General features: G+C 67.1%; 21 protein-coding genes. 16 read left to right on the plus strand and 5 right to left on the minus strand.

The features are described 5' to 3' along the window. Window positions 1–24: 24 nt before the first annotated feature. On the minus strand, window positions 25–1,281 hold the full coding sequence (gene egtB, locus NWF24_RS21795) for an ergothioneine biosynthesis protein EgtB (RefSeq protein ID WP_258350351.1): 1,257 nt from the start codon (window positions 1,279–1,281) through the stop codon (window positions 25–27). Between the two features lie 157 nt (window positions 1,282–1,438). Between egtB and NWF24_RS21800 the strand changes: the two genes are divergently transcribed. Both NWF24_RS21800 and NWF24_RS21805 read left to right on the plus strand, forming a co-directional pair. Beyond that, the gene (locus tag NWF24_RS21800; RefSeq protein ID WP_258350352.1) at window positions 1,439–2,785 is read left to right on the plus strand and encodes an NAD(P)/FAD-dependent oxidoreductase; all 1,347 of its coding nucleotides are present in this window, start codon (window positions 1,439–1,441) and stop codon (window positions 2,783–2,785) included. Window positions 2,786–2,803: 18 nt separating this feature from the next. Beyond that, window positions 2,804–3,052, plus strand: coding sequence for a hypothetical protein (locus NWF24_RS21805; RefSeq protein ID WP_258350353.1), 249 nt, complete (start codon window positions 2,804–2,806; stop codon window positions 3,050–3,052). A 24-nt stretch (window positions 3,053–3,076) separates the two neighbouring features. Here NWF24_RS21805 and NWF24_RS21810 read toward each other — a convergent pair whose 3' ends face one another. Further along, a complete protein-coding gene (locus NWF24_RS21810; RefSeq protein WP_258350354.1) occupies window positions 3,077–4,987 on the minus strand; it encodes a PhoX family protein in 1,911 nt (636 codons plus the stop codon). An 83-nt stretch (window positions 4,988–5,070) separates the two neighbouring features. Further along, window positions 5,071–5,595 (minus strand): thermonuclease family protein, encoded by a 525-nt coding sequence (locus tag NWF24_RS21815; protein WP_258350355.1) that lies wholly within the window; start codon window positions 5,593–5,595, stop codon window positions 5,071–5,073. A gap of 120 nt (window positions 5,596–5,715) precedes the next feature. Here NWF24_RS21815 and NWF24_RS21820 point away from each other — a divergent pair, with 120 nt between their 5' ends. Then, on the plus strand, window positions 5,716–6,198 hold the full coding sequence (locus NWF24_RS21820; protein ID WP_093058310.1) for a tetratricopeptide repeat protein: 483 nt from the start codon (window positions 5,716–5,718) through the stop codon (window positions 6,196–6,198). A gap of 7 nt (window positions 6,199–6,205) precedes the next feature. Here NWF24_RS21820 and NWF24_RS21825 read toward each other — a convergent pair whose 3' ends face one another. Then, window positions 6,206–7,903: a long-chain fatty acid--CoA ligase gene (locus NWF24_RS21825; protein WP_258350356.1), complete on the minus strand. Its 1,698-nt coding sequence runs from the start codon at window positions 7,901–7,903 to the stop codon at window positions 6,206–6,208. 216 nt (window positions 7,904–8,119) lie between these two features. Here NWF24_RS21825 and NWF24_RS21830 point away from each other — a divergent pair, with 216 nt between their 5' ends. Both NWF24_RS21830 and NWF24_RS21835 read left to right on the plus strand, forming a co-directional pair. Continuing rightward, the gene (locus NWF24_RS21830) at window positions 8,120–8,560 is read left to right on the plus strand and encodes an OsmC family protein (protein WP_258350357.1); all 441 of its coding nucleotides are present in this window, start codon (window positions 8,120–8,122) and stop codon (window positions 8,558–8,560) included. Between the two features lie 43 nt (window positions 8,561–8,603). Then, window positions 8,604–9,569, plus strand: coding sequence for a Bug family tripartite tricarboxylate transporter substrate binding protein (locus NWF24_RS21835; RefSeq protein WP_258350358.1), 966 nt, complete (start codon window positions 8,604–8,606; stop codon window positions 9,567–9,569). A gap of 19 nt (window positions 9,570–9,588) precedes the next feature. Here NWF24_RS21835 and NWF24_RS21840 read toward each other — a convergent pair whose 3' ends face one another. Then, on the minus strand, window positions 9,589–10,314 hold the full coding sequence (locus NWF24_RS21840; RefSeq protein WP_258350359.1) for a Crp/Fnr family transcriptional regulator: 726 nt from the start codon (window positions 10,312–10,314) through the stop codon (window positions 9,589–9,591). Window positions 10,315–10,456: 142 nt separating this feature from the next. Here NWF24_RS21840 and NWF24_RS21845 point away from each other — a divergent pair, with 142 nt between their 5' ends. The 11 genes from NWF24_RS21845 (at window position 10,457) to NWF24_RS21895 (ending at window position 19,459) form a co-directional block, all read left to right on the plus strand. Beyond that, a complete protein-coding gene (locus NWF24_RS21845) occupies window positions 10,457–10,966 on the plus strand; it encodes an ester cyclase (protein ID WP_258350360.1) in 510 nt (169 codons plus the stop codon). Next, a complete protein-coding gene (locus NWF24_RS21850; protein WP_258350361.1) occupies window positions 10,963–11,736 on the plus strand; it encodes an SDR family NAD(P)-dependent oxidoreductase in 774 nt (257 codons plus the stop codon). Before NWF24_RS21845 ends, NWF24_RS21850 begins: the two co-directional genes overlap by 4 nt. A 34-nt stretch (window positions 11,737–11,770) precedes the next feature. Then, a complete protein-coding gene (locus tag NWF24_RS21855) occupies window positions 11,771–12,844 on the plus strand; it encodes a hypothetical protein (RefSeq protein WP_258350362.1) in 1,074 nt (357 codons plus the stop codon). Between the two features lie 39 nt (window positions 12,845–12,883). Then, window positions 12,884–14,221, plus strand: a complete 1,338-nt coding sequence (locus NWF24_RS21860; RefSeq protein WP_258350363.1) for an MFS transporter — start codon at window positions 12,884–12,886, stop codon at window positions 14,219–14,221. An 88-nt stretch (window positions 14,222–14,309) separates the two neighbouring features. Further along, window positions 14,310–15,092 (plus strand): GntR family transcriptional regulator, encoded by a 783-nt coding sequence (locus tag NWF24_RS21865; RefSeq protein ID WP_258350364.1) that lies wholly within the window; start codon window positions 14,310–14,312, stop codon window positions 15,090–15,092. Next, entirely contained in the window at window positions 15,089–15,889 is an 801-nt protein-coding gene (locus tag NWF24_RS21870; RefSeq protein WP_258350365.1) for a transporter substrate-binding domain-containing protein, read from the plus strand. Before NWF24_RS21865 ends, NWF24_RS21870 begins: the two co-directional genes overlap by 4 nt. A gap of 15 nt (window positions 15,890–15,904) precedes the next feature. Next, complete coding sequence (locus NWF24_RS21875) at window positions 15,905–16,567, plus strand: amino acid ABC transporter permease (protein ID WP_093058300.1); 663 nt, start codon at window positions 15,905–15,907, stop codon at window positions 16,565–16,567. Between the two features lie 24 nt (window positions 16,568–16,591). Beyond that, on the plus strand, window positions 16,592–17,245 hold the full coding sequence (locus tag NWF24_RS21880) for an amino acid ABC transporter permease (RefSeq protein WP_258350366.1): 654 nt from the start codon (window positions 16,592–16,594) through the stop codon (window positions 17,243–17,245). Further along, window positions 17,229–18,008: an amino acid ABC transporter ATP-binding protein gene (locus NWF24_RS21885; protein WP_093078782.1), complete on the plus strand. Its 780-nt coding sequence runs from the start codon at window positions 17,229–17,231 to the stop codon at window positions 18,006–18,008. The genes NWF24_RS21880 and NWF24_RS21885 overlap by 17 nt, the downstream gene beginning before the upstream one ends. A gap of 50 nt (window positions 18,009–18,058) precedes the next feature. Next, window positions 18,059–18,547 (plus strand): GNAT family N-acetyltransferase, encoded by a 489-nt coding sequence (locus NWF24_RS21890; protein ID WP_093177855.1) that lies wholly within the window; start codon window positions 18,059–18,061, stop codon window positions 18,545–18,547. 18 nt (window positions 18,548–18,565) lie between these two features. Further along, entirely contained in the window at window positions 18,566–19,459 is an 894-nt protein-coding gene (locus tag NWF24_RS21895; RefSeq protein WP_258350367.1) for a LysR family transcriptional regulator, read from the plus strand. Window positions 19,460–19,552: the final 93 nt, after the last annotated feature.

Consider the following 19,552-nt stretch of genomic DNA (forward strand, 5'->3'; position numbering starts at 1 on the left):
AGGAAGAAGTTGGATTGCGCATGATCAAAGGTCTTTCGCGAGCCGCAGCCCCGAGAACTGCCAGCGCGCCGCCGGCGGAAAGAAGTTGCGATAGCTGGGCCGCGTATGCCCCACCGGGGTGGCCACGCTGCCACCGCGCAACACCAGTTGCCCCACCATGAACTTGCCGTTGTATTCGGCCGCGATACCAGGCATCGGACGGAAGCCGGGATACGGGTCGTACGACGAACGCGTCCACTGCCAGACGTGCCCCGTCATCTGCGAGATGCCGGGGGCATCGAACGCGGCCTCCCATTCGAATTCGGTCGGCAGCCGCGCGCCGACCCACTCGGCATACGCAGCGGCTTCATAGAAACTGAGCTGCGATACGGGTGCATCGGCCTCCATCGGCCGCACGCCGTGCAGGCCGAACACCTGCCAACCTGCGTTACCACCCTGTTGCTGCGCACCAAGGCCAAGGCGCGGATCGTCCGGCTCGAGCCAGTACACCGGATGCCTCCAACCCTGCGCCTGCACAGCGGCCCAGCCATCGGACAGCCAGAGCTCGGCCCGCTGATAGCCGCCATCCGCGATGAACTGCGCGTAGTCGCCGCAGTTCACCAGCCGGTCGGCAATCGCATAGGGCTGCAGCAGGGCCTTGTGGCGCGGCGTCTCGTTGTCGAAAGAAAAGCCCTGCCCCGGGAATCCCACCTCGAGTACGCCGCCGGCTTGCTCGATCCAGCGCACGGCAGGCGGCACCGCAGCCAGCCGCAGCGCAGGTCCGCTTGCAGGCTTGTAGGCCGGCAGCAGCGGGTTGCACGACAGCGCGTGCAGGATGTCGGTGAGCAACAGCTCCTGGTGCTGCTGCTCGTGATGCAGCCCGAGCGTGACGATGGGCTCGACGGTGGCCCAGTCGAGCCCGCCCTCTTCGAGCAGCGCGACCACCGCCTCGTCAACGTGCCGGCGGTAGGCATGCACCTCGTCCACCGAGGGCCGCGTGAGCAGGCCGCGCTGCGGCCTAGGATGCCGCGGCCCGAGCGCCTCGTAGTACGAGTTGAAGAGGTAATGAAAACGCGCATCGAAGGGCTTGTAGCCGCTGGAATGCGACTGCAGCAGCACGGTCTCGAAGAACCACGTGGTGTGCGCAAGATGCCACTTGGTCGGGCTCGCGTCGGGCATCGACTGGATGCACTGGTCTTCTGCGGAAAGCGGGGCGGCAAGCGCCAGGCTCGTGGCGCGCACCTCGCGAAATCTGTCGCGCAGTGTGCTCGCCGCCTGTGTGATCGGCCGGGAAAGCGTCATGGGGTCTCCAGTCGGGTCAGCCGCAAGTTTTAGCCCATCCGGGCTGCGGCGGCGCGTAGGACAAAACGCCGCAGCCCTGCCGCCGGCACTTCGGCAAAGGGCAGCCACTGTGGCACAAGATTCGAGGCCTTGCAGGCGGCTGCGTATCATCCGTGCGATGCAAACGACCAACCCCTCGGGCAGGCCCAAAGTCGTCATCGTCGGCTGCGGATTCGGCGGACTCGAAGCGGCACGCAAGCTGCAGAGCGCCGACGTGGACGTGACGGTGATCGACAAGACCAACCACCACCTGTTCCAGCCGCTGCTGTACCAGGTGGCAACCGCCGGGCTCGCCGCGCCGTCGATCGCGGCGCCGGTGCGCGCACTGTTCCGCAAGCAGCCGAACATCACGACGCTGCTGGGCGAGGTGGGCGGCATCGATCCGGCCACGCGATCGGTGCGGCTGGCCAATGGGGACCGCGTGCCGTACGACCACCTGATCGTCGCGGCCGGTGCCACGCACAGCTACTTCGGGCACGACGAATGGGCGCCCGTCGCCCCGGGCCTGAAGACGCTGGCCGACGCCTTCGAGATCCGCCGTCGCGTGCTGCTGTCGTTCGAAAACGCCGAGATCACGGCCGACCTGGAACACCGCCGCGCCCTGCTCACCTTCGTGGTGATCGGCGCCGGCCCCACGGGCGTCGAGATGGCCGGCACGCTGGCCGAGATCGCCAAGCACACGCTGTCGGGCGAGTTCCGCCACATCGACCCCGCCAGCGCACAGGTGCTGCTGGTCGAAGGCGGCCCGCGCGTGCTGCAGGCCATGCCCGAATCGCTGAGCCAGAAGGCGCTCGAACAGCTGGAGAAACTGGGCGTCGAAGTGCGGCTCAACGCGCGCGTGACGTCCATCGATGCCACCGGCCTCGAAGTACAGATTGGTGGTGGCGCAGACGGCGCACCGGTCGCCAGCTACCGAATCGATAGCAGCTGCGTGGTGTGGGCGGCAGGTGTCGCAGCCTCGCCGCTGGGCCGCATGCTGGGCACGGCCACCGGCGTCGAATGCGACCGCGCGGGCCGCATCAAGGTCGAGCCCGATCTGAGCCTGGCGGGCCATCCTGAGATCAGCGTGGTCGGCGACCTCGCGGCCGCCATGAGCCATGCGCCCGGCAAACCGCCCAAGCCCGTGCCCGGCGTGTCGCCCGGCGCCAAGCAGATGGGACGCGCGGCGGCCGCCAATATCCTGCGCCGCATTGCGGGCCAGCCGACGGTGCCGTTCCGCTATGCGGACTACGGCAACCTCGCGACCATCGGCCGCAACTCGGCGGTGGTCGACCTGGGCACGCCCTTCGGCCCGCTGCGTTTCAGCGGCCGGCTCGCGTGGCTGTTCTGGCTGTTCGCGCACGCGTACTTCCTGATCGGCTTTCGCAACCGCATCGTCGTGATGATGGACTGGGCCGGCGCCTACTGGAGCTTCCAGCGCAACGCGCGCGTGGTGGCAGACGTGCAGGGCAAGAGCGAGTCCTGAGCAAGGAGATCACGCGAAATGTCGCTGGCCTTGTGGATCGTGGTGCACGCAGCCGAAGCGCTCTTCTGCCTCTGGGTGCTGCGCTGGGGTGGTGCCGAACGGCTCGAAGGCAGCTTCGCCTCTGGCCTAATCAGCAACTTCGCGCCGCGCTGGAGCGCCGAGGGGTTGCGCATGGCGGCGCTGATCCTGCTGGTCTTTTGCGCCATCACCTTCGTCGTGGGCTTGTTCGTGCCCTCGCTGCGCTGCTGGGTCGGCGGCTCCTGCTGAGCGCTGCCAACCCGCCCTACCCCATCAGGTCCCGATCACGCCGCCGTCGTTCTTGGTGATTGCGATGGTCGCCGAGCGCGGGCGGCCCGCGCCGTCGGGCCACTTCGACACGGCGAGCGGACGGTCCGGGTCGCTGCGCTCGTTGGCCGGCTCGCCCGGGTGCTGGATGTTGATGAACAGCGTGCGCAAATCTGGCGTGGCCGTAAGCCCCGTGATTTCGCAGCCGGCCGGGCCGAGCAGGAAGCGGCGGATTTCGCCCTTTGTCGGGTCGCAGGCCAGCATCTGGTTGTTGGGCAGGTTGACGTACTCGCCCTTGCCCAGCGTGGAAGTCGACACGTCGGTCTCGATCCACAGCACGCCGCGCGCATCGACCATCAGGCCGTCGGGGCTGCCGAAGGTGTCGCCCTTGATGTTGCCCTGCGCTTCATAGCGCGTCTGCTTCGGGTCGCCCGCGAGCACAAGGTGGTTCCACGCAAACCTGGTCGCGTCGAGGTCGCCGGTTTCCTTCCAGCGGATGATCTGGCCCATTGTGTTGTTGGAGCGCGGATTGGCCGCGTCCATGAAGGGCTGGCCGGCACCGCCGCGGTTGCTGTTGTTGGTCAGCGTGCAGTAGACCTCCTTGGTGAGCGGGTCTACCGTCGTCCATTCGGGGCGGTCCATCTTGGTGGCGCCCAGCAGATCGCTGGCCTGGCGTGCCTTGATGAGCACGTCGCCCTGCGTGGTGAAGCCCTTGTCTGCGACCAGGCCGTTCTTGCCCTGCACCAGCGGCAGCCATTCGCCGGTGCCGTCCACGTCGAAGCGGCCGACGTACAGCGTGCCGTGGTCGAGCAGGTCGCGGTTGGCCGCGGCGCCGCCGGGCTTGACGCTGTCGCGGCTCACGAACTTGTAGATGTATTCGAAGCGCGAGTCCTCGCCCATGTAGATGACGGCGCGGCCGTCGTTGGTGAGCGCGGTGGCAGCACCTTCGTGCGCGGCGCGGCCGAGCGCGGTGCGCTTGCGCGGCGTCGAGGTGGGGTCTTGCGGATCGATCTCGACCACCCAGCCGTAGCGGTTCGATTCGTTCGGGTTCTTCGACACGTCGAAGCGCGCTTCATGCTCGTGCCAGCGGTACTTCGCGCCATTGCCCTTCCTGATGCCCCAGCGCTTCTGGTGGGCGTCGGGCGTGTCGGTGCCTTCGAAGTAGTCGGCGAAGTTTTCTTCGCAGGTCAGATACGTGCCCCACGGCGTGTGGCCATTCGAGCAGTTGTTGAAGGTACCCAGCACCTGCGTGCCCGACGGGTCGGCGGCGGTGCGCAGCATGGCGTGGCCGGCGGCGGGGCCGGTCAGCGTCATCGGCGTCAGGGCGGTGATGCGGCGCGCGAAGCGCGAGGGCGCAAGCTGCGTCCACGTCCCACCGTCGCGCTTCAGTTCGATGACCGACACGCCGTGCGCATTCATCGACTTGCGCACCTTCTCGGGCGTCCAGGTCTTCATGCCGTCGGTGTGCAGCAGGCCGTCGTCGACGTATTCGTGGTTCAGCACCAGCAGGCCGCGGTTGGAGCCGTCGATCGGAAAGAAGGCCATGCCGTCGTGGTGCATGCCGGCCTGCAGCGCCTGCTCTTCAGCAGTGTTGGAGCCATCGGTCTTGAAGGCGGGCATGGCGCCGGCGATGCCGGTGGCGTCGCCCCAGCGGTAGAGCACCTGGGTGCTGTAGCCCTCGGGCACGACCACGGTGTCGACGGCGGCCATCGGCACGCTCTTGAAACCGATGGCACGGCCCAGCGAACCCGCCGCGCCGCCTGTTGCCGCACACCCGGCCAGCGGGCCGAACAGCCCGGCAATCGCGGCAGCAAGGCCGCCTTGCACGAGCATGCGCCGCTTCGGGTCGGACACTTCGTGGATCGTGGGGTTTGCGGACGGGTTGGAGTCCTCCATGCGGGCGAAGTCTTTGGCCATGTTCTTGTCGTCGTGGGGTTACGGAGCCGAGCATGGTGTCGCCAACTCGTGAATTCCGCATGACATGGGCCTGCAACAAGAGCTCAGAAGAAGCCGCCCCAATGCGGCTGCTCGCCTCGCTGGCGCTTGCGCCAGTCCCAGGGCGGCGTCGGCTTCGAATCGGCCCATAGGCCGGCGTGCCGGGCACGCGCGCTGTCTTGAAGCCTGAAGAGCCCGCCGCCGCGTTTGGTGGCAAGGTGGTTGTAGTCGTACACCCAGGCCCAGCCTTCGGACACCATGCGGCTGCCGGCGTCCTCGCCGTTGCAGCGCACGTCGGCCACCGTGCGGCCATAGCGGTCGGTGTCGATCTCGGTGATGAGCGCCTGCTCGCGAAAGCAGATGTTGCTCAGCGCCTGCTTGCTGCGCTGGCCGTAGGGCTGGGCTTTTTCGGGCGCATCGATGGCGGCAATGCGCACCTTCACGCGCTCGTAGGCGCCGATGCGGCCGCAGCGCGCGGTAAGCGTGTCGCCGTCGCTGATGCCCACGACGAGGCAGGTGCGGGGAGCGGCTTGGGTCAGGAGGGGAGAAAAGGCAAGAAGGCAGGAAAGCAGCAGCGCGCGTGAATGCATGAAAAAGCGGGGAGATAGGCAGAATGGCAGGACCGATCGAGGCTAAGTGATCCATCCGCCGGAACCGATCGGTACACAGATTTTTTCTTTTGAACCACGCTTCGAAGGAGAGCACGCACCATGCAAGAACCTACCCAGGACGACTGGTTCCTTGCGGCCAACGACGCATGGGACGCTGGCGCGCACAAGAAGGCCCTCTCGCTGTTCCTCAAGGCCGCGGCCGCGGGCGAGACCCACGCGCTCAACAGCGTCGGCTATTTCCTCGACCACGGCATCGGCGTGAAGAAAAATCCCGCTGCCGCACGCGACTGGTATCGCAAAGCGGCCAAGGCAGGCGACGTGGCGGGCTGCGCCAACCTCGCCATCTGCTATCGCGACGAAGGCAACTTCCGCTGGGCGCGCTTCTGGTTCGAGAAGGCCTATGCGCAGGGCGACGGCGATGCAGCGCTGGAACTGGGACGGCTCTTCCTGTGGGAAGGGCCGAACCAGAATCGGCACAAGGTGGTGGACTACCTGGGCAAGGCGGTGGCCTCGCAATCCATCACCCCGAACGGCCGCACGGAGGCAGGGGCGCTGCTGAAGTCGCTGGGCCTCATCAAGTGAAGCGCGCTCACTTCGCCGCGTTCTCGTCCTCCTGCAGCAACCGCCACATCACCTTCCCGCTGCCGCTCTTGGGCAACGCATCGACGAACTGCACCTTGCGCGGGATCTTGTAGACCGCCATGTTCTCGCGGCACCAGTCGATGATCTGCTGCTCGGTGGTGTCCTTGTGCGTGGTGCGCAGCACCACTACGGCCTTGACCGATTCGCCGCGGTAGTCGTCCTTGGTCGAGATGACGCAGGCCTCCTGGATCGCGGGGTGGCGGAACATCAGCAGCTCGACCTCGGCCGGCCACACCTTGAAGCCGCTCGCGTTGATCATCCGCTTGAGGCGGTCGGTCATGAAGAAGTAGCCGTCCTCGTCCATGCGGCCCATGTCGCCCGAGCGGAAGAAGCGCTTGCCTTCGAACTCGACGAATGCGGCGGCCGTGGCATCGGGGCGCTTCCAGTAGCCCTGGAACACCTCGGGGCCGTGGATGATGATCTCGCCCGATTCTCCGATGGGCATTTCCTTCAGGGTGTCGGGGTCGACCACGCGCGCGTCGGTGCTCATGAACGGAATGCCCAGGCACTGCTGCTTGGGGTGGTCCGACGGGTTGGTGTGCGAGGGCGCCGCGGTCTCGGTCAGGCCGTAACCCTCCTGGTACTTCAGCCCGTACTGCTCGAACAGGCGCTGCGCCACGGCCTGCGGCATGGCCGCGCCGCCACCGCCGATGTAGTTCATGCTCGACAGGTCGTAGCTCGCGAAGTTGGGGCTGGCCATGAGGTCGATGACCATGGTCGGGATGTTGGTCCAGGCCGTGACCTTCCAGCGAGAGATGAGCCGGCCGGCCACGTCGCGGTCCCAGCGCGGCATGATGATCAGCGTGGCCGCTGCGAGGATGGCCGTGTGCATCATGCTCACCACGCCGGTGATGTGGAACATGGGCACCACGGCCAGCACCACCGTCTCCGAGGTCGACCCGCCCCACATCTGGCCGGAGACCGCGTTGTGCATCAGGCTCGAATGGTGGTGGATGCAGCCCTTGGGAAGGCCGGTGGTGCCGCTGGTGTAGGGCAGCAGAGCCATGTCGTTGGCGCCCACCACGTGCTCGGGCGGCGGATGGCCGGCCTCGAGCGCGTCGGTCCAGGCGATGACCTTGCCGCCTTCCAGCGCGGGCAGCGGGTGGCGGGTGGTGAGCCAGCCTTTCCAGGCGGGAGCCGGGGCGTCGTCGCCCGAGGCGTCGGCGTCGAAGGCGTCGGTGAACTGGGTCACGATCATGTGGGCGAGCCGCTGCTCGGGCGGCAAGGCGTTGCTGGCCTTGGCCAGCTCGGGCGCCAGATCGCCGGTGATGATGGCCACCTTGGCGTCGGGATCGGTGATGTAGTGCTTGAGCTCCTCGGCCCGGTTCATCGGGTTGACCGGCACCACGACGGCATTGGCGCGCAGGATCGCGAAATGCGCGATCACCAGCTGCGGGCAGTTCTGCATGTCCAGGATCACGCGGTCGCCGCGCTTCACGCCCAGCGCGTGCAGCGCACCGGCCAGGCGCTCGGCCTGGGCGGCAAATTCGCGGTAGCTGATGACGCGGCCGAAGAACACGAGCGCGGGCTTGTCAGGGTAGCGTGCGGCCGAGGTGGCCAGGTTGTGCCAGAGAGATGTGGCGGGGACGGTAATCGAATGCGGGAGGCGTTTGGGCCAGAACTTGTAATGCGGGCGTTGTTGCATGGTGAGTACAGGCGGAACAAAGAAAAGCGCGACAGCCCGCCAGCCTAAGCCGCCAAGGCCGCCGCTCCCATCGGGGAAGCCCCCGGAGCGTCGCCTAGGTGACGCCATTTCTTCTCACATGCGCAACCTTCTGCTCACGCGCCCTGCGACTACAGACACGGGCCGCCTTCCGCGCGATACCTGTCAGCCCCCCATCCACCGAATGAAGGAACCCCCATGGCAGCAGAAAAGCACGCAAGCGTTCACTGGGAAGGCGCCGGCAAGACCGGCAAAGGCCAGGTCAGCACCGAGACCGGCGCCCTGAAGGACTACCCCTACGGCTTCGCCAGCCGCTTCGAGGACGACAAGCGCGGCACCAACCCCGAGGAAATCGTCGGCGCGGCGCATGCCGCCTGCTTCACGATGGCCTTCGCCTTCGCGCTCGAAAGAGAAGGCCTCGCGGCCACGAAGATCGACACCAAGGCGGCCGTGCGGCTGGCCAAGGACGGCGACGGCTTCAAGATCGACCGCATTGCGCTCGAACTCGACGCCAGCGTGCCGAACCTCGACGAAGCCAGGTTCCAGCAGATCGCAGCCGCCGCCAAGGCCGGCTGCCCGCTGTCGAAGGCGCTGGCGAGCGTGCCCGAGATCACGCTGAAGGCCACGCTGGCCGGCTGAGTGCGCTGCTTATGATCGTCTCCCAATAAAAAGGAGACGGATCATGAACAAGCTTGCCCGGACCGCGCTCGCGGTCCTTTCTTTCGGCCTCGGCACGGCCGCGATGGCGGCCTACCCCGACAAGCCGATCAAGGTCGTCATCGGCTTTCCGGCCGGCGGCCCGCTCGACCAGCACGCGCGCCTGCTCACCGACAAGCTGCAGGCCGTGCTCGGCCAGCCGCTGATCGTCGACTACAAGCCCGGCGCGGGCGGCTCGGTGGGCGCCGACGCGGTCGCCAAGAGCCCGGCCGACGGCTACACGCTGATGCTGGCCAACACCGGCGTGGCCGTGATCAACGGCGCGCTCTACAGCAAGCTGCCCTACAACACGCAGCGTGACTTCGTGCCCATCGCTCGCACCGCCATGCAGCCGCTGGCGCTGCTGGTCACGCCCAAGCTGCCGGTGCAGAACCTCAAGCAGTTCGTCGACTACGCCAAGGCGCGGCCCGGCCAGGTCAACTACGGCTCGGCCGGCAACGGCGGCATCAGCCACCTGGTGCCCGAGATGTTCAAGACCGCGACGGGCATCTTCATGGTGCACATCCCCTACCGCGGCAGTGCTCCGGCCTTCACCGACCTGATGGGCGGGCAGGTGCAGTTCATGGCCGAGTCGATTCCGCAGGCCGCCAACTATCACAAGCAGGGCAAGGTGCGCGCGCTGGCCGTGACCAGCCGCGAGCGCAACCCCGCCCTGCCCGACGTGCCGACCGTGATCGAGTCGGGCGTCAAGGGCTTCGAGGTGGTGGGCTTCTATGGTTTTCTCGCACCGAAGGACACGCCGAAAGACGTGGTCGCCAAGCTCAGCGACGCATTCAGGCAGGTGCTGAACAACCCCGAGGTGCGCGACCGCATGGTGAGCCAGGGCGCAGACCCGGCCTTCCTGGGCAGCGAGGATTTCGGGCGCTTCCTGGCGACGGAAACGCCGCGCTGGGAGAAGGCGGTGAAGGCGTCGGGCGCTCGGATGGACTGACCGACCTGCCCGTTGGAGTTCAGCGCGGCGTGGCCGCATGCCGCTCCAGCTGCGCACGGTCCAGAAGCTCGATGCTGCGGTAGCGCACGCGCAGCGTGCCGTCTTCTTCCCACAGCTTCAATTGCCGGTTCACGCTCTGGCGCGACACGCCGAGCATGAACGACAGGTCTTCCTGCGACACGCCCAGCAGCGTGCCGCCGCCCTCGCCCGGACTTTGGGCGCGCGCGTCCAACGTGAGCAGCCGGTGCGCGAGCCGCACCTGCAGCGGCATAAGGATCACGTCGTCGATCCACGCCAGCGCCTGGCGCAGCCTCAGGCAGACCAGTCGGGTGAAGGCCATGTGCACGTCGGGGTGCTCGGCCACCAGCCGGTGGAAATCGGCCGCCGCGACCACCGCCATCTCGGTCGTGTCGGCCGCGCAGGTGTCGTAGACGCGCTCGCGCCCGACCAGCAGCGACACCTCGCCAAACCAGTGGCCGGGTTCGAGCATCGCGATCACCGCCTCGCGCCCGCCCGGCGCGACCACGCTCACGCGCAACGAACCGCTGACCACGCCGAACAGTGCATCGGGCGACGACCCCTTGTGAAAGAGAGATTCGCCTCGCGCCAGCGTGCGCCGATGCGCCACGGCAAGCAGCCGCTGCTGCACGTCCTCGGCCAGCCGCATGTCGCTGTTGTGCACCGGTGACGGCTGCGCGTGCGGCGTGGCGCTGGTGGCGTTGGATGAAGGGGGTGTGCGTGGCATCGCGGGTTTGTCCCGAGCGGCGATTGCCAACACCGGACAGTCTTGTTGCGGGAGCGTGCCGATAGTAAGCAGCGAGCCCGGACCTGCGCATTCGCAGCAACCCGATGTCACCCGTCATCCCTGTCACATGGAGCACACCCCGATGAACACACAACGCACCGAACTTCAAGCCCGCCGCGAGCGCCTCGTGCTCGACCACTTCGCCGACGAGACCCGGCAGGACTTCGACGCCGTGCTCGGCACCTTCCCGCATCCGCACTACGAGCTGATTCCCAGCGGCGAAGTGCACGACGGTATTGCCGACGTGCGCCAGTACTACGCCGACACGCGCCGCGCCTTTCCCGACCAGCGGCACGAGATCATCCAGCTGCGACACGCCGACGATTCGGTGGTCGTCGAGTTCTGGCTGCTGGGCACGCACCGCGGCCCGCTCAAGGGCCTGCCGCCGACAGGCAACAGCTTTCGCTGCCGCATGAACGCGTTCTTCATCTTCGAAGGCGACCGGCTGGTATGCGAGCGCGTGTACTTCGACACGCTGACGATGCTTCGGCAACTGCTGGCCGGTGTGCCCGCGGAGCATGTCGCCGCGCTGGTAGGCGGGTTGCTGGGCCAGCCAGCCGCAACTCGCGCACCCGAGGCGGCAGCTGCATGACTGCGCTGCGCAACGATGCGCTCGCAGGCCGCCACGCCATCGTGACGGGCGGCGCGCGCGGCATCGGCCTTGCAATAGCGCGGCGCTATCTGGCGGCCGGCGCCAGCGTCGCGCTGTGGGACCTCGACGCGTCGGTGCTGGCAAATGCGCTGCAAACGCTCGCGCCGCTCGGCACCGCAACCTCGGCAGTCGTCGACGTGCGCGACGAAGACCAGATCGCCCGCGCCGCTGCCCAGTCGCAGGAACGCTTCGGCGGCATAGACATCCTCGTGAACAACGCGGGCGTGCTCGGCCCGACCGTGCCTGCCTGGGAGCACACGCCCGCGCAGTGGCGCAATGTGCTCGACATCAACCTGACGGGCGCATGGCTGTGCTGCCGCGCGGTCGCACCGGTGATGCTCGCCCGGCGGCGTGGCCGCATCGTCAACATCGCCTCGGTTGCCGGCAAGGAGGGCAACAGCTTCAACGCCGCCTACTCGGCCTCCAAAGCCGGGCTCATTTCGCTGACCAAGTCGCTCGGCAAGGAGCTGGCGGCGGCGGGCGTGCTGGTGAACTGCATCACGCCCTCGGCGGCCGACACCGAGGTGTTCGCGGCTGTGCCCGCCGAGCACCGCGAACAACTGCGCACCGCCCTGCTCTCGCGCGTGCCGATGGGGCGCTTCGTCGAGGTCGACGAGGTGGCGGCCATGGCCGCATGGCTCGCGTCGGACGACTGCTCTTTCAGCACCGGCGCGGTGTTCGACATCTCGGGCGGCCGCTCGATGTACTGAGAGCCTGCGCGCCAAAGGCCAAGGAGAACTTCCCATGACCCGAGACCCCGACCCAACCGGCTTCGCACACCTGGCGGATTTCGACGGCACTCGCGACGCCGCCATGCCGCAAGACCGCCTGCGCGCCATCCGCCGCTCAGCCGAAGGCCTGCGCGAACGCCTGCTCGATGCGCCGCCGGTGCGCTTCGCGCGCAGCTTCAACCTGCTGCGCATTCCGTACCCCGCATGGTTCGCCTTCACCGGCGTGTATTCGCAGCAGCTGCTCAAGCCGCACATGGTCCACCTGCTGGCGCGCACCGTGCTTATCCAGTACGACGACTTCGAGGGTCGCCTGCGCACGCTGCTGTTCACGCCGGCCGACTTCGAGGCCGGCAACGAAACACCCTACTTCAAGCGCCTGGGCGAGCAGACGCCGAAGTTCCTGCACAAGACCATCGCGCCGGTCTACCAGACCGTCCTGCAGGCGCTGGCAAGCTGCGGCGTCGCGCCGGAACAAATCGACTTCATCACCTACGACCACCTGCACACGCAGGACGTACGCCGCTGGCTCGGCAGCGCCGCCATGCCGGGCCTGCTGCCGAACGCCAGGCTGCTGGTGCACCGCCAGGAACTCGCCAGCGTGCAAGGCTTGCTGCCGGTGCAGGCCGAGTGGTACTGCCCGCACGGGCTGGGCGGCGTGCCGGCCGAGCGCATCGTGCCCTTCGACGGCAGCATCCAGCTGGGCCACGGCCTTGCGCTGGTGCATTCGCCTGGCCACACAGAGGGCAACCATTCGCTGGTCTACCGCACCGCCGACGGCCTGCGCGTGAGCAGCGAGAACGGCGTGGCGGCCGACAGCTGGGCGCCGCTGCAGTCGCGGCACAACGGCATCCGCCGCTACGCGCAGGCTACCGGCGCGGAGGTGATCCTCAACGGCAACACGCAGGAAAGCAGCAACGACCAGTACCTGTCGATGGTGCTGGAGAAGACCCTTGCCGGCACCTCGTCTTCGCACGGGTTCAGCAATGTCGTGCCGTCGGCCGAATGCTCGCCGCACTGGCTGTTTCCGGGCGCGCCGGCCAGCCACCTGTGGGGCGAGACCTGCTTCGGCACGCCCACCGTCGCCTGACACGCCGCCGCAGGAGCAACACAGAAGGAGACACAGACGATGAACACCGCCACCCTCGATGCCGCGGACGCACGCACGCCGGCCGAGACCACCGACGCCGCGCTCTTCCGCAAGATCACCTGGCGCCTGATGCCGCTGCTGTGCGCCTGCTACGTGCTGAACTATCTCGACCGCACCAACGTCGGCTATGCACAGCTGCAGATGAAGGAACAGCTGGGCTTCAGCGACGCGGTGTTCGGCCTGGGCGCGGGCATCTTCTTCATCGGCTATGCGGTGTTCGAGATTCCGAGCAACCTGATGCTCGCGAAGATCGGCGTGCGCGCGACGCTGCTGCGCATCATGGGCCTGTGGGGGCTGGCATCGGCGGCGATGATGTTCGCGACCACGCCCACGCAGTTCTACGTGCTGCGCTTTCTCATCGGCGTGTTCGAGGCCGGCTTCGCGCCGGGCGTGCTGTTCTACCTGACGCTGTGGTTCCCCTCGCACCGCCGCGCACAGGCCACCGCGCTGTTCTTCATGGCTTTCGGCGCGGCGCCCATCGTGGCGGGGCCGATCGCCGGGCTCACCATGACCTACCTCGACGGCGTGCTGTCGCTGCGCGGCTGGCAGTGGCTGTTCCTGCTCGAAGGCATTCCGAGCGTGCTGCTGGGCGTGGCGGCGTTCCGCTGGCTGTCGAACAGTCCGTCGCAGGCGGCCTGGCTGTCCGCGGCCGAAAAGCAACGCGTGGCGCGCCTGCTGGCCGAAGACCAGGCCGCGAACGGCGCCACAGGGCGCCACACCTTCGGTGCGGCCATGCGCGACGCCCGGGTCTGGCTGATCGGCTTCATGTCGTTCCTGATCATCCTGGGCATCTACGCCATGTCGTTCTGGCAGCCCACGATCCTGAAGTCGATGGGGCTCAGCGTGCTGCAGATCGGTTTCTATTCAGTCATTCCGGCGATGGCGGGCATTGCGGCCAACATCGTCGTGGGGCGGCATTCGGACCGGTGCAAGGAGCGCCGCTGGCACTTTGCGCTGAGCGCAGTGGTAGGCGCGACCGGGCTGGCGCTGACCACGCTCTTCATGCACAACGCCTTTGCCGCCGTGCTGTGCCTGGCGCTGGCGGCCATGGGCATTTCCGCCGCGTTCACGGTGCTCTGGTCGGTGCCCGGCAATTTCATGTCGAAGAGCGCCGCGGCTGCGGGCATTGCGCTCATCAGCACCATCGGTGGGAGCGCAGGGCTGGTGGCGCCGATGATGGTCGGCGCGCTGAAGACGCTGACGGGCGGCTTCACCCTCAGCCTCTACGTGCTGAGCGGGGCCCTGGTGCTGTCGGCATTGCTCATGCTTGTGGCCCTGCCGGCGAGCGCACTGGGCCGGGGACAAGCCCGGCGCTGAGCCCGCGCGCCCCTTTCGGGGTCATGTTCCATTTAGGTGCACAGATCTTGCATACCAGTTGGCACAGAAGCTGCTGGTATGCAGGCCTATGGCCATCTCCGCATCCGAAATCAGTGCACGCATCGTCGAGGCGGTGATGGCGCAGAAGCTCGCCCCGGGTTCGCGCCTGGGCGAGCAGCAGCTGGCGATGCTGTTCGACTGCAGCCGCACCATCGTGCGCGAGGCCCTCACGCGGCTGGCGGCGCGCGGCATCGTCACGGTGAGCGCGCGGCGCGGCTGGTTCGTCATCGAGCCATCTCAGGACGAGGCGCGCGAAGCCTTCGAGGCGCGGCGCGTGATCGAGCTGGGCCTCATCCGCAGTGCGGGCAGCACCGGAAAGATCGAGAAGACCGCCCTGCGCCAATTGAAGGCGCACCTTCAGCGTGAAAAAGCCGCACTGAAAGAAAGCGACGTCGGCAACCGCAGCTTCCTGCTGGGCGACTTCCACGTGTGCCTGGCCGAATGCCTGGGCAACACACTGCTGGCCGACACGCTGCGCGACTACACGGCGCGCACCACGCTGATCGCCATGCTCTACCAGTCCACGCACGACGCGGTGCAGTCGTGCGAAGACCACGTGCAGATCGTCGCGGCGCTCGAGCGCGGCGACCATGCCGCCGCCGAGGCGCTGATGGCCGCGCACATCGGCACGGTGCAGTCAGCACTGCGCGTGCAGGCACCCACCGATCCGCTCGCGCAGCTGCGCGATGCGCTGGCGCCGCTGCACAACACCAATGCCGCCCCGGCGCCCAAGGCCAGAAAGCGCCGCAAGGCTGCCGACGCCGCGTCCCCCGATTCAGATTCTTCGACTTACCTAGGAGCCCTGCTATGACCTTCTCTGCATCCAAACGCAACCTCGCCCTTGCGCTTGCTTCCGTTGCCATGTTGGCCTCGGCCGGCGGCGCGTACGCCCAGAACGCGCTCGACAACGTGCTCAAGGCCAAGACCATCAAGATCGCCGTGCCCACCGACTATCCGCCCTACGGCTCGGTCGACAAGAACATGAAGCCGCAGGGCCTCGACGTTGAAATGGCCGAGCTCATCGCCGCCAAGCTCGGCGTGAAGGTCGAGCTGGTGCCCGTGACCAGCGCCAACCGCATTCCGTACCTGCAGACCAGGAAGGCCGACCTGGTGATCTCCACGCTCGGCAAGAACCCGGAGCGCGAGAAGGTGATCGAATTCACGTCGGCTTATGCGCCCTTCTTCCAGGCCGTGTACGCCGCCAAGAGCATGAAGCTCACCAGCTTCGCCGACATGGCCGGCAAGACCGTTGCCGTGACGCGCGGCGCGATGGAAGACCAGGAGCTGAACAAGGTGGCGCCGCCGAACGTCGACTACCGCCGCTTCGAGGACAACAACGCGACCATCGCCGCCTTCGTGGCCGGCCAGACGCAAACCCTCGCAACCAGCGCGGCGGTCGCTGGCGACATGCTCGCCAAGAATCCGAAGGTGAGCGCCGAGTTCAAGCTGCTGCTGAAAGACAGCCCCTGCTTCGTTGGCGTCGCCAAGGGTGAAACCTCGTTGAAGACCAAGGTCAACGAAATCATTGCCGCCGCCAAGAAGGACGGCACGCTGGACGCCATGTCGAAGAAGTGGCTCGGCAAGGCAGCCGGCGACCTTCCCGTCTGATCGAACTGCGCGGCCATGAACATCGAGTTTGACTTTGGCGCGGTGCTCGCCGAATGGCCGCTGCTGCTGCGCGGCGTGGCGTGGACCGTCGGCCTCACCGCCGTGGGCACCGTGCTGGGCATGATCGTCGGCACCTTCTGCGCATGGGCGCGCTCGGGCGGCCCGAAGTGGCTGCGCGCCATCGTGGGCACCTATGTGGAGCTGATCCGCAACACGCCCTTCATCGTGCAGCTGTTCTTCATCTTCTTCGGGCTGCCGGCGGCGGGCGTCAAGCTCTCGCCGGAGGTAGCTTCGGTGATCGCGATGGTGATGAACCTGGGCGCCTATTCCACCGAGATCATCCGCGCCGGCATCGAGGCCACGCCCAAGGGGCAGATCGAGGCGGCCGTGAGCCTGGCGCTGAGCAAGTCGCAGGTGTTCCTGCGCGTGGTGCTGCCGCCGGCGCTGAAGAAGGTGTGGCCCGCAATGGTGAGCCAGATCGTCATCGTGATGCTGGGCTCCGCCGTGTGCGGACAGATCTCGACCGAGGAGCTGAGCTACGCGGCCAACCTGATCCAGAGCCGCAACTTCCGCGCCTTCGAGGCTTTCATCATCGCCACGCTGATCTACCTGGCGCTGTCGGTGGCGCTGCGGCGTCTGCTCGACTGGGCGGGTCCGAAGTTCTTCTTCGGCCGCTGACCGAATACCGAGGCCTTTTTCACCATGGCTGATTTTTCTCTCTGGGACATCCTGCGCAACCTGCTGATGGCGTTGCGCTGGACCGTCGTGCTGTCGCTCATCGCCTTCATCGGCGGTGGCCTCGTGGGTGCCCTGCTGCTGTTTTTGCGGATGCGCGGCGGCAAGGCGATCGGCAGGGTCGTGGGCCTGTATGTGCAGCTCTTCCAGGGCACGCCACTGCTGATGCAGCTGTTCCTGGCCTACTTCGGCATTGCGCTGTTCGGCATCGACGTGTCGGCGTGGACGGCCGCGAGCGTTGCACTCACGCTCTACACCAGTGCCTTTCTCACCGAAATCTGGCGCGGCTGCGTGGCATCGATTCCGAAGGGCCAGTGGGAAGCCTCGGGCAGCCTGGCCCTCAGCTTCGGCGAGCAAATGCGCCACGTGATCCTGCCGCAGGCCGTGAAGATCGCCATTGCGCCCACGGTCGGCTTTCTGGTGCAGGTGATCAAGGGCACGGCGCTGGCGTCGGTGATTGGTTTTGTCGAACTCACCAAGGCCGGCAGCATGATTTCGAATGCCACCTTCAAGCCCTTCGTGGTGTTCAGCTGCGTGGCCCTGCTTTATTTTGTGCTGTGCTTCCCCGTGAGCCTGTACGCCAAGAATCTCGAGAGGAAAACCCATGGCCGCCGTGCTTGAACCGCAACAACCCGCCACCTCGGTGGGCGCTCCCATCGTGCGCATCACCGCGCTGCGCAAGTCTTACGGTACCAACGAAGTCCTGAAGGGCATCGACCTCGACGTGAAGCGCGGCGAGGTGATCGCCATCATCGGCAAGAGCGGCTCGGGCAAGAGCACGCTGCTGCGCTGCATCAACGGGCTCGAGGTGTTCCAGGAAGGCTCGCTCACCGTCGACGGCAAGCCGCTGCTGCACGAAAGCGCCATGGCCATGCGCGAGCTGCGCCAGCGCGTGGGCATGATCTTCCAGAGCTTCAACCTGTTCCCGCACCTCACGGTCGGCAAGAACGTGATGCTCGCGCCCACGCTGGTGAAGAAGCGCGGCAGCCTCGAAGCCGCCTCGCAGGCGCGCAAGCTGCTCACGCGCGTGGGCCTGGCCGAGAAGTTCGACGCCATGCCCGACCAGCTTTCGGGCGGCCAGCAGCAGCGCGTGGCCATCGCCCGCGCGCTGGCGATGGAACCAGCCGTGCTGCTGTGCGACGAAATCACATCGGCGCTCGACCCCGAACTGGTAGGCGAAGTGCTGCGCGTGGTGGAGTCGCTGGCCGACGAAGGCATGACCCTGCTGATGGTCACGCACGAGATGAGCTTCGCGCGCAAGGTCAGCGACCGGGTGATCTTCATGCACCAGGGCCGCGTGCACGAGATGGGGCCGCCGGCGGAGCTGTTCGGCAATCCGCAGACTGCGGAGCTCAAGCAGTTCCTGTCGTCGCTGCATGACTGAGTGATTGAGACCGAGAGGGGTCTTGCGGTCGGCTATCCTCCGCCACCGCGATGTACATAGAGCAAGCAACACCCTCCGAAGCGGCCACAGTTGCCGCCGTTCTGAACGAAGCCGCCCAATGGCTCGCCGCCGATGGCCGGCCGCTGTGGTCGGCCGCCGACGTCGGCCTCGAGCGCGTGCAGCGCGACACCGATGCCGGGCGCTACTTCATCGCACGCGAAAACGGCGACGTGGCCGGCGTGGTGCGGCTCGACATGGAAGACCCATTCTTCTGGCCCGAGATCGAACCGGGCAGTTCGGCGTTCGTGCACAAGCTGGCTGTTCGCCGGGCGTGGGCCGGGCGCGGCGTGTCGACCGCCCTCCTGGCCTTTGCACGAGAGCGCGCCTTCGAGCTCGGGCGCAGGCATCTGCGGCTCGATTGCGTGGCAGACAGGGCGGCCCTGCGAAGCCTCTATGAACGCTTCGGTTTCCTGCTGCACAGCGAGATTCAAAAGGGCACCTCGTCCTTTGCCCGCTACGAACTCCCCTTGGGCAACTAGCCAGCCTCGCGCCGCACCATGCAATTCAAATGGATGGAGGACTTCATCGCGCTGGCGCAGACGCGCAGCTTCACGCGCGCGGCCGAGCTTCGCCACGTCACGCACCCGGCCTTCGGACGGCGCATCCGCGCACTCGAGTCGTGGGCCGGCGCCACGCTGATCGAACGCGGCAGCTCGCCGGTCGTGCTCACGGCGGCAGGCGAGAGCTTCCTGGACAACGCCAGCCAGGTGGTGCGCAGCGTCGAGGGCTCGCGCGAAGAGGTGCACAACGTGGCCGGCCGGCAGGCCCGCACGGTGACGCTGGTCACGGGCCGCACGCTCGCGCGCACGGTAATGGCCGACTGGCTGGTGCGGCTGCAACCCGTGCTGCGCGATGGCGAGGTGCGCGTGCTGACGGGTGCGCTGGCGGAAACGGTGCGAATGCTGGAACACAACGAGGTGGATTTCTCGCTGATCTTTCATCACGCCGCGCTCACTTTCCGACTCGATGGGCGGCAGTTTTCCCATGTGACGGTGGCGTCCGACAAGCTCGTGCCCGTGTCGCGCACCGATGCGCAAGGCCTTGCCAGGCACAGCTTCGACGGCACCGGCCAGGTGCCGTTTCTGTCTTATGTCCGCACGCTCGCCATGGGCCGCATGGTGGAAGACCTGCTCGCCAACAATCCGCAGGCGCCGCGCCTCCAACGCCGCATCGAATGCGATTCGGCCGATGCACTCTACGAGTACGTGCTGAGAGGGCTGGGCGTGGCATGGCTGCCCTGGTCGATGGTGCAGGGCGATTGCAAGGCCGGTCGGCTGGTGCCCGTGGGCGGCCGGCGCATGGAGGTGCGCTTCGAGGTTCGGCTCTATCGGCCGAAGCGCCGGCTGGGTCCGCTGGCCGAGGATGTGTGGCGGGCAATGACGCCGCGCTAGCCCAATCCAATCAGCACGACTTCGTGCCAGCACGGCACCATGCAAGAACAATCGGCCCCGCAGAATCCTCAGGATTACTACAACTCCGAGGCA

Origin of the sequence: Variovorax paradoxus (assembly GCF_024734665.1) — a bacterium.
Taxonomy (GTDB): domain Bacteria; phylum Pseudomonadota; class Gammaproteobacteria; order Burkholderiales; family Burkholderiaceae_C; genus Variovorax.

Coding starts and splice junctions, on each gene's coding strand:
- egtB (WP_258350351.1), bottom strand. CDS start 1,281: ATGACGCTTTCCCGGCCGATCACACAGGCGGCGAGCACACTGCGCGAC.
- NWF24_RS21800 (WP_258350352.1), top strand. CDS start 1,439: ATGCAAACGACCAACCCCTCGGGCAGGCCCAAAGTCGTCATCGTCGGC.
- NWF24_RS21805 (WP_258350353.1), top strand. CDS start 2,804: ATGTCGCTGGCCTTGTGGATCGTGGTGCACGCAGCCGAAGCGCTCTTC.
- NWF24_RS21810 (WP_258350354.1), bottom strand. CDS start 4,987: ATGGCCAAAGACTTCGCCCGCATGGAGGACTCCAACCCGTCCGCAAAC.
- NWF24_RS21815 (WP_258350355.1), bottom strand. CDS start 5,595: ATGCATTCACGCGCGCTGCTGCTTTCCTGCCTTCTTGCCTTTTCTCCC.
- NWF24_RS21820 (WP_093058310.1), top strand. CDS start 5,716: ATGCAAGAACCTACCCAGGACGACTGGTTCCTTGCGGCCAACGACGCA.
- NWF24_RS21825 (WP_258350356.1), bottom strand. CDS start 7,903: ATGCAACAACGCCCGCATTACAAGTTCTGGCCCAAACGCCTCCCGCAT.
- NWF24_RS21830 (WP_258350357.1), top strand. CDS start 8,120: ATGGCAGCAGAAAAGCACGCAAGCGTTCACTGGGAAGGCGCCGGCAAG.
- NWF24_RS21835 (WP_258350358.1), top strand. CDS start 8,604: ATGAACAAGCTTGCCCGGACCGCGCTCGCGGTCCTTTCTTTCGGCCTC.
- NWF24_RS21840 (WP_258350359.1), bottom strand. CDS start 10,314: ATGCCACGCACACCCCCTTCATCCAACGCCACCAGCGCCACGCCGCAC.
- NWF24_RS21845 (WP_258350360.1), top strand. CDS start 10,457: ATGAACACACAACGCACCGAACTTCAAGCCCGCCGCGAGCGCCTCGTG.
- NWF24_RS21850 (WP_258350361.1), top strand. CDS start 10,963: ATGACTGCGCTGCGCAACGATGCGCTCGCAGGCCGCCACGCCATCGTG.
- NWF24_RS21855 (WP_258350362.1), top strand. CDS start 11,771: ATGACCCGAGACCCCGACCCAACCGGCTTCGCACACCTGGCGGATTTC.
- NWF24_RS21860 (WP_258350363.1), top strand. CDS start 12,884: ATGAACACCGCCACCCTCGATGCCGCGGACGCACGCACGCCGGCCGAG.
- NWF24_RS21865 (WP_258350364.1), top strand. CDS start 14,310: ATGGCCATCTCCGCATCCGAAATCAGTGCACGCATCGTCGAGGCGGTG.
- NWF24_RS21870 (WP_258350365.1), top strand. CDS start 15,089: ATGACCTTCTCTGCATCCAAACGCAACCTCGCCCTTGCGCTTGCTTCC.
- NWF24_RS21875 (WP_093058300.1), top strand. CDS start 15,905: ATGAACATCGAGTTTGACTTTGGCGCGGTGCTCGCCGAATGGCCGCTG.
- NWF24_RS21880 (WP_258350366.1), top strand. CDS start 16,592: ATGGCTGATTTTTCTCTCTGGGACATCCTGCGCAACCTGCTGATGGCG.
- NWF24_RS21885 (WP_093078782.1), top strand. CDS start 17,229: ATGGCCGCCGTGCTTGAACCGCAACAACCCGCCACCTCGGTGGGCGCT.
- NWF24_RS21890 (WP_093177855.1), top strand. CDS start 18,059: ATGTACATAGAGCAAGCAACACCCTCCGAAGCGGCCACAGTTGCCGCC.
- NWF24_RS21895 (WP_258350367.1), top strand. CDS start 18,566: ATGCAATTCAAATGGATGGAGGACTTCATCGCGCTGGCGCAGACGCGC.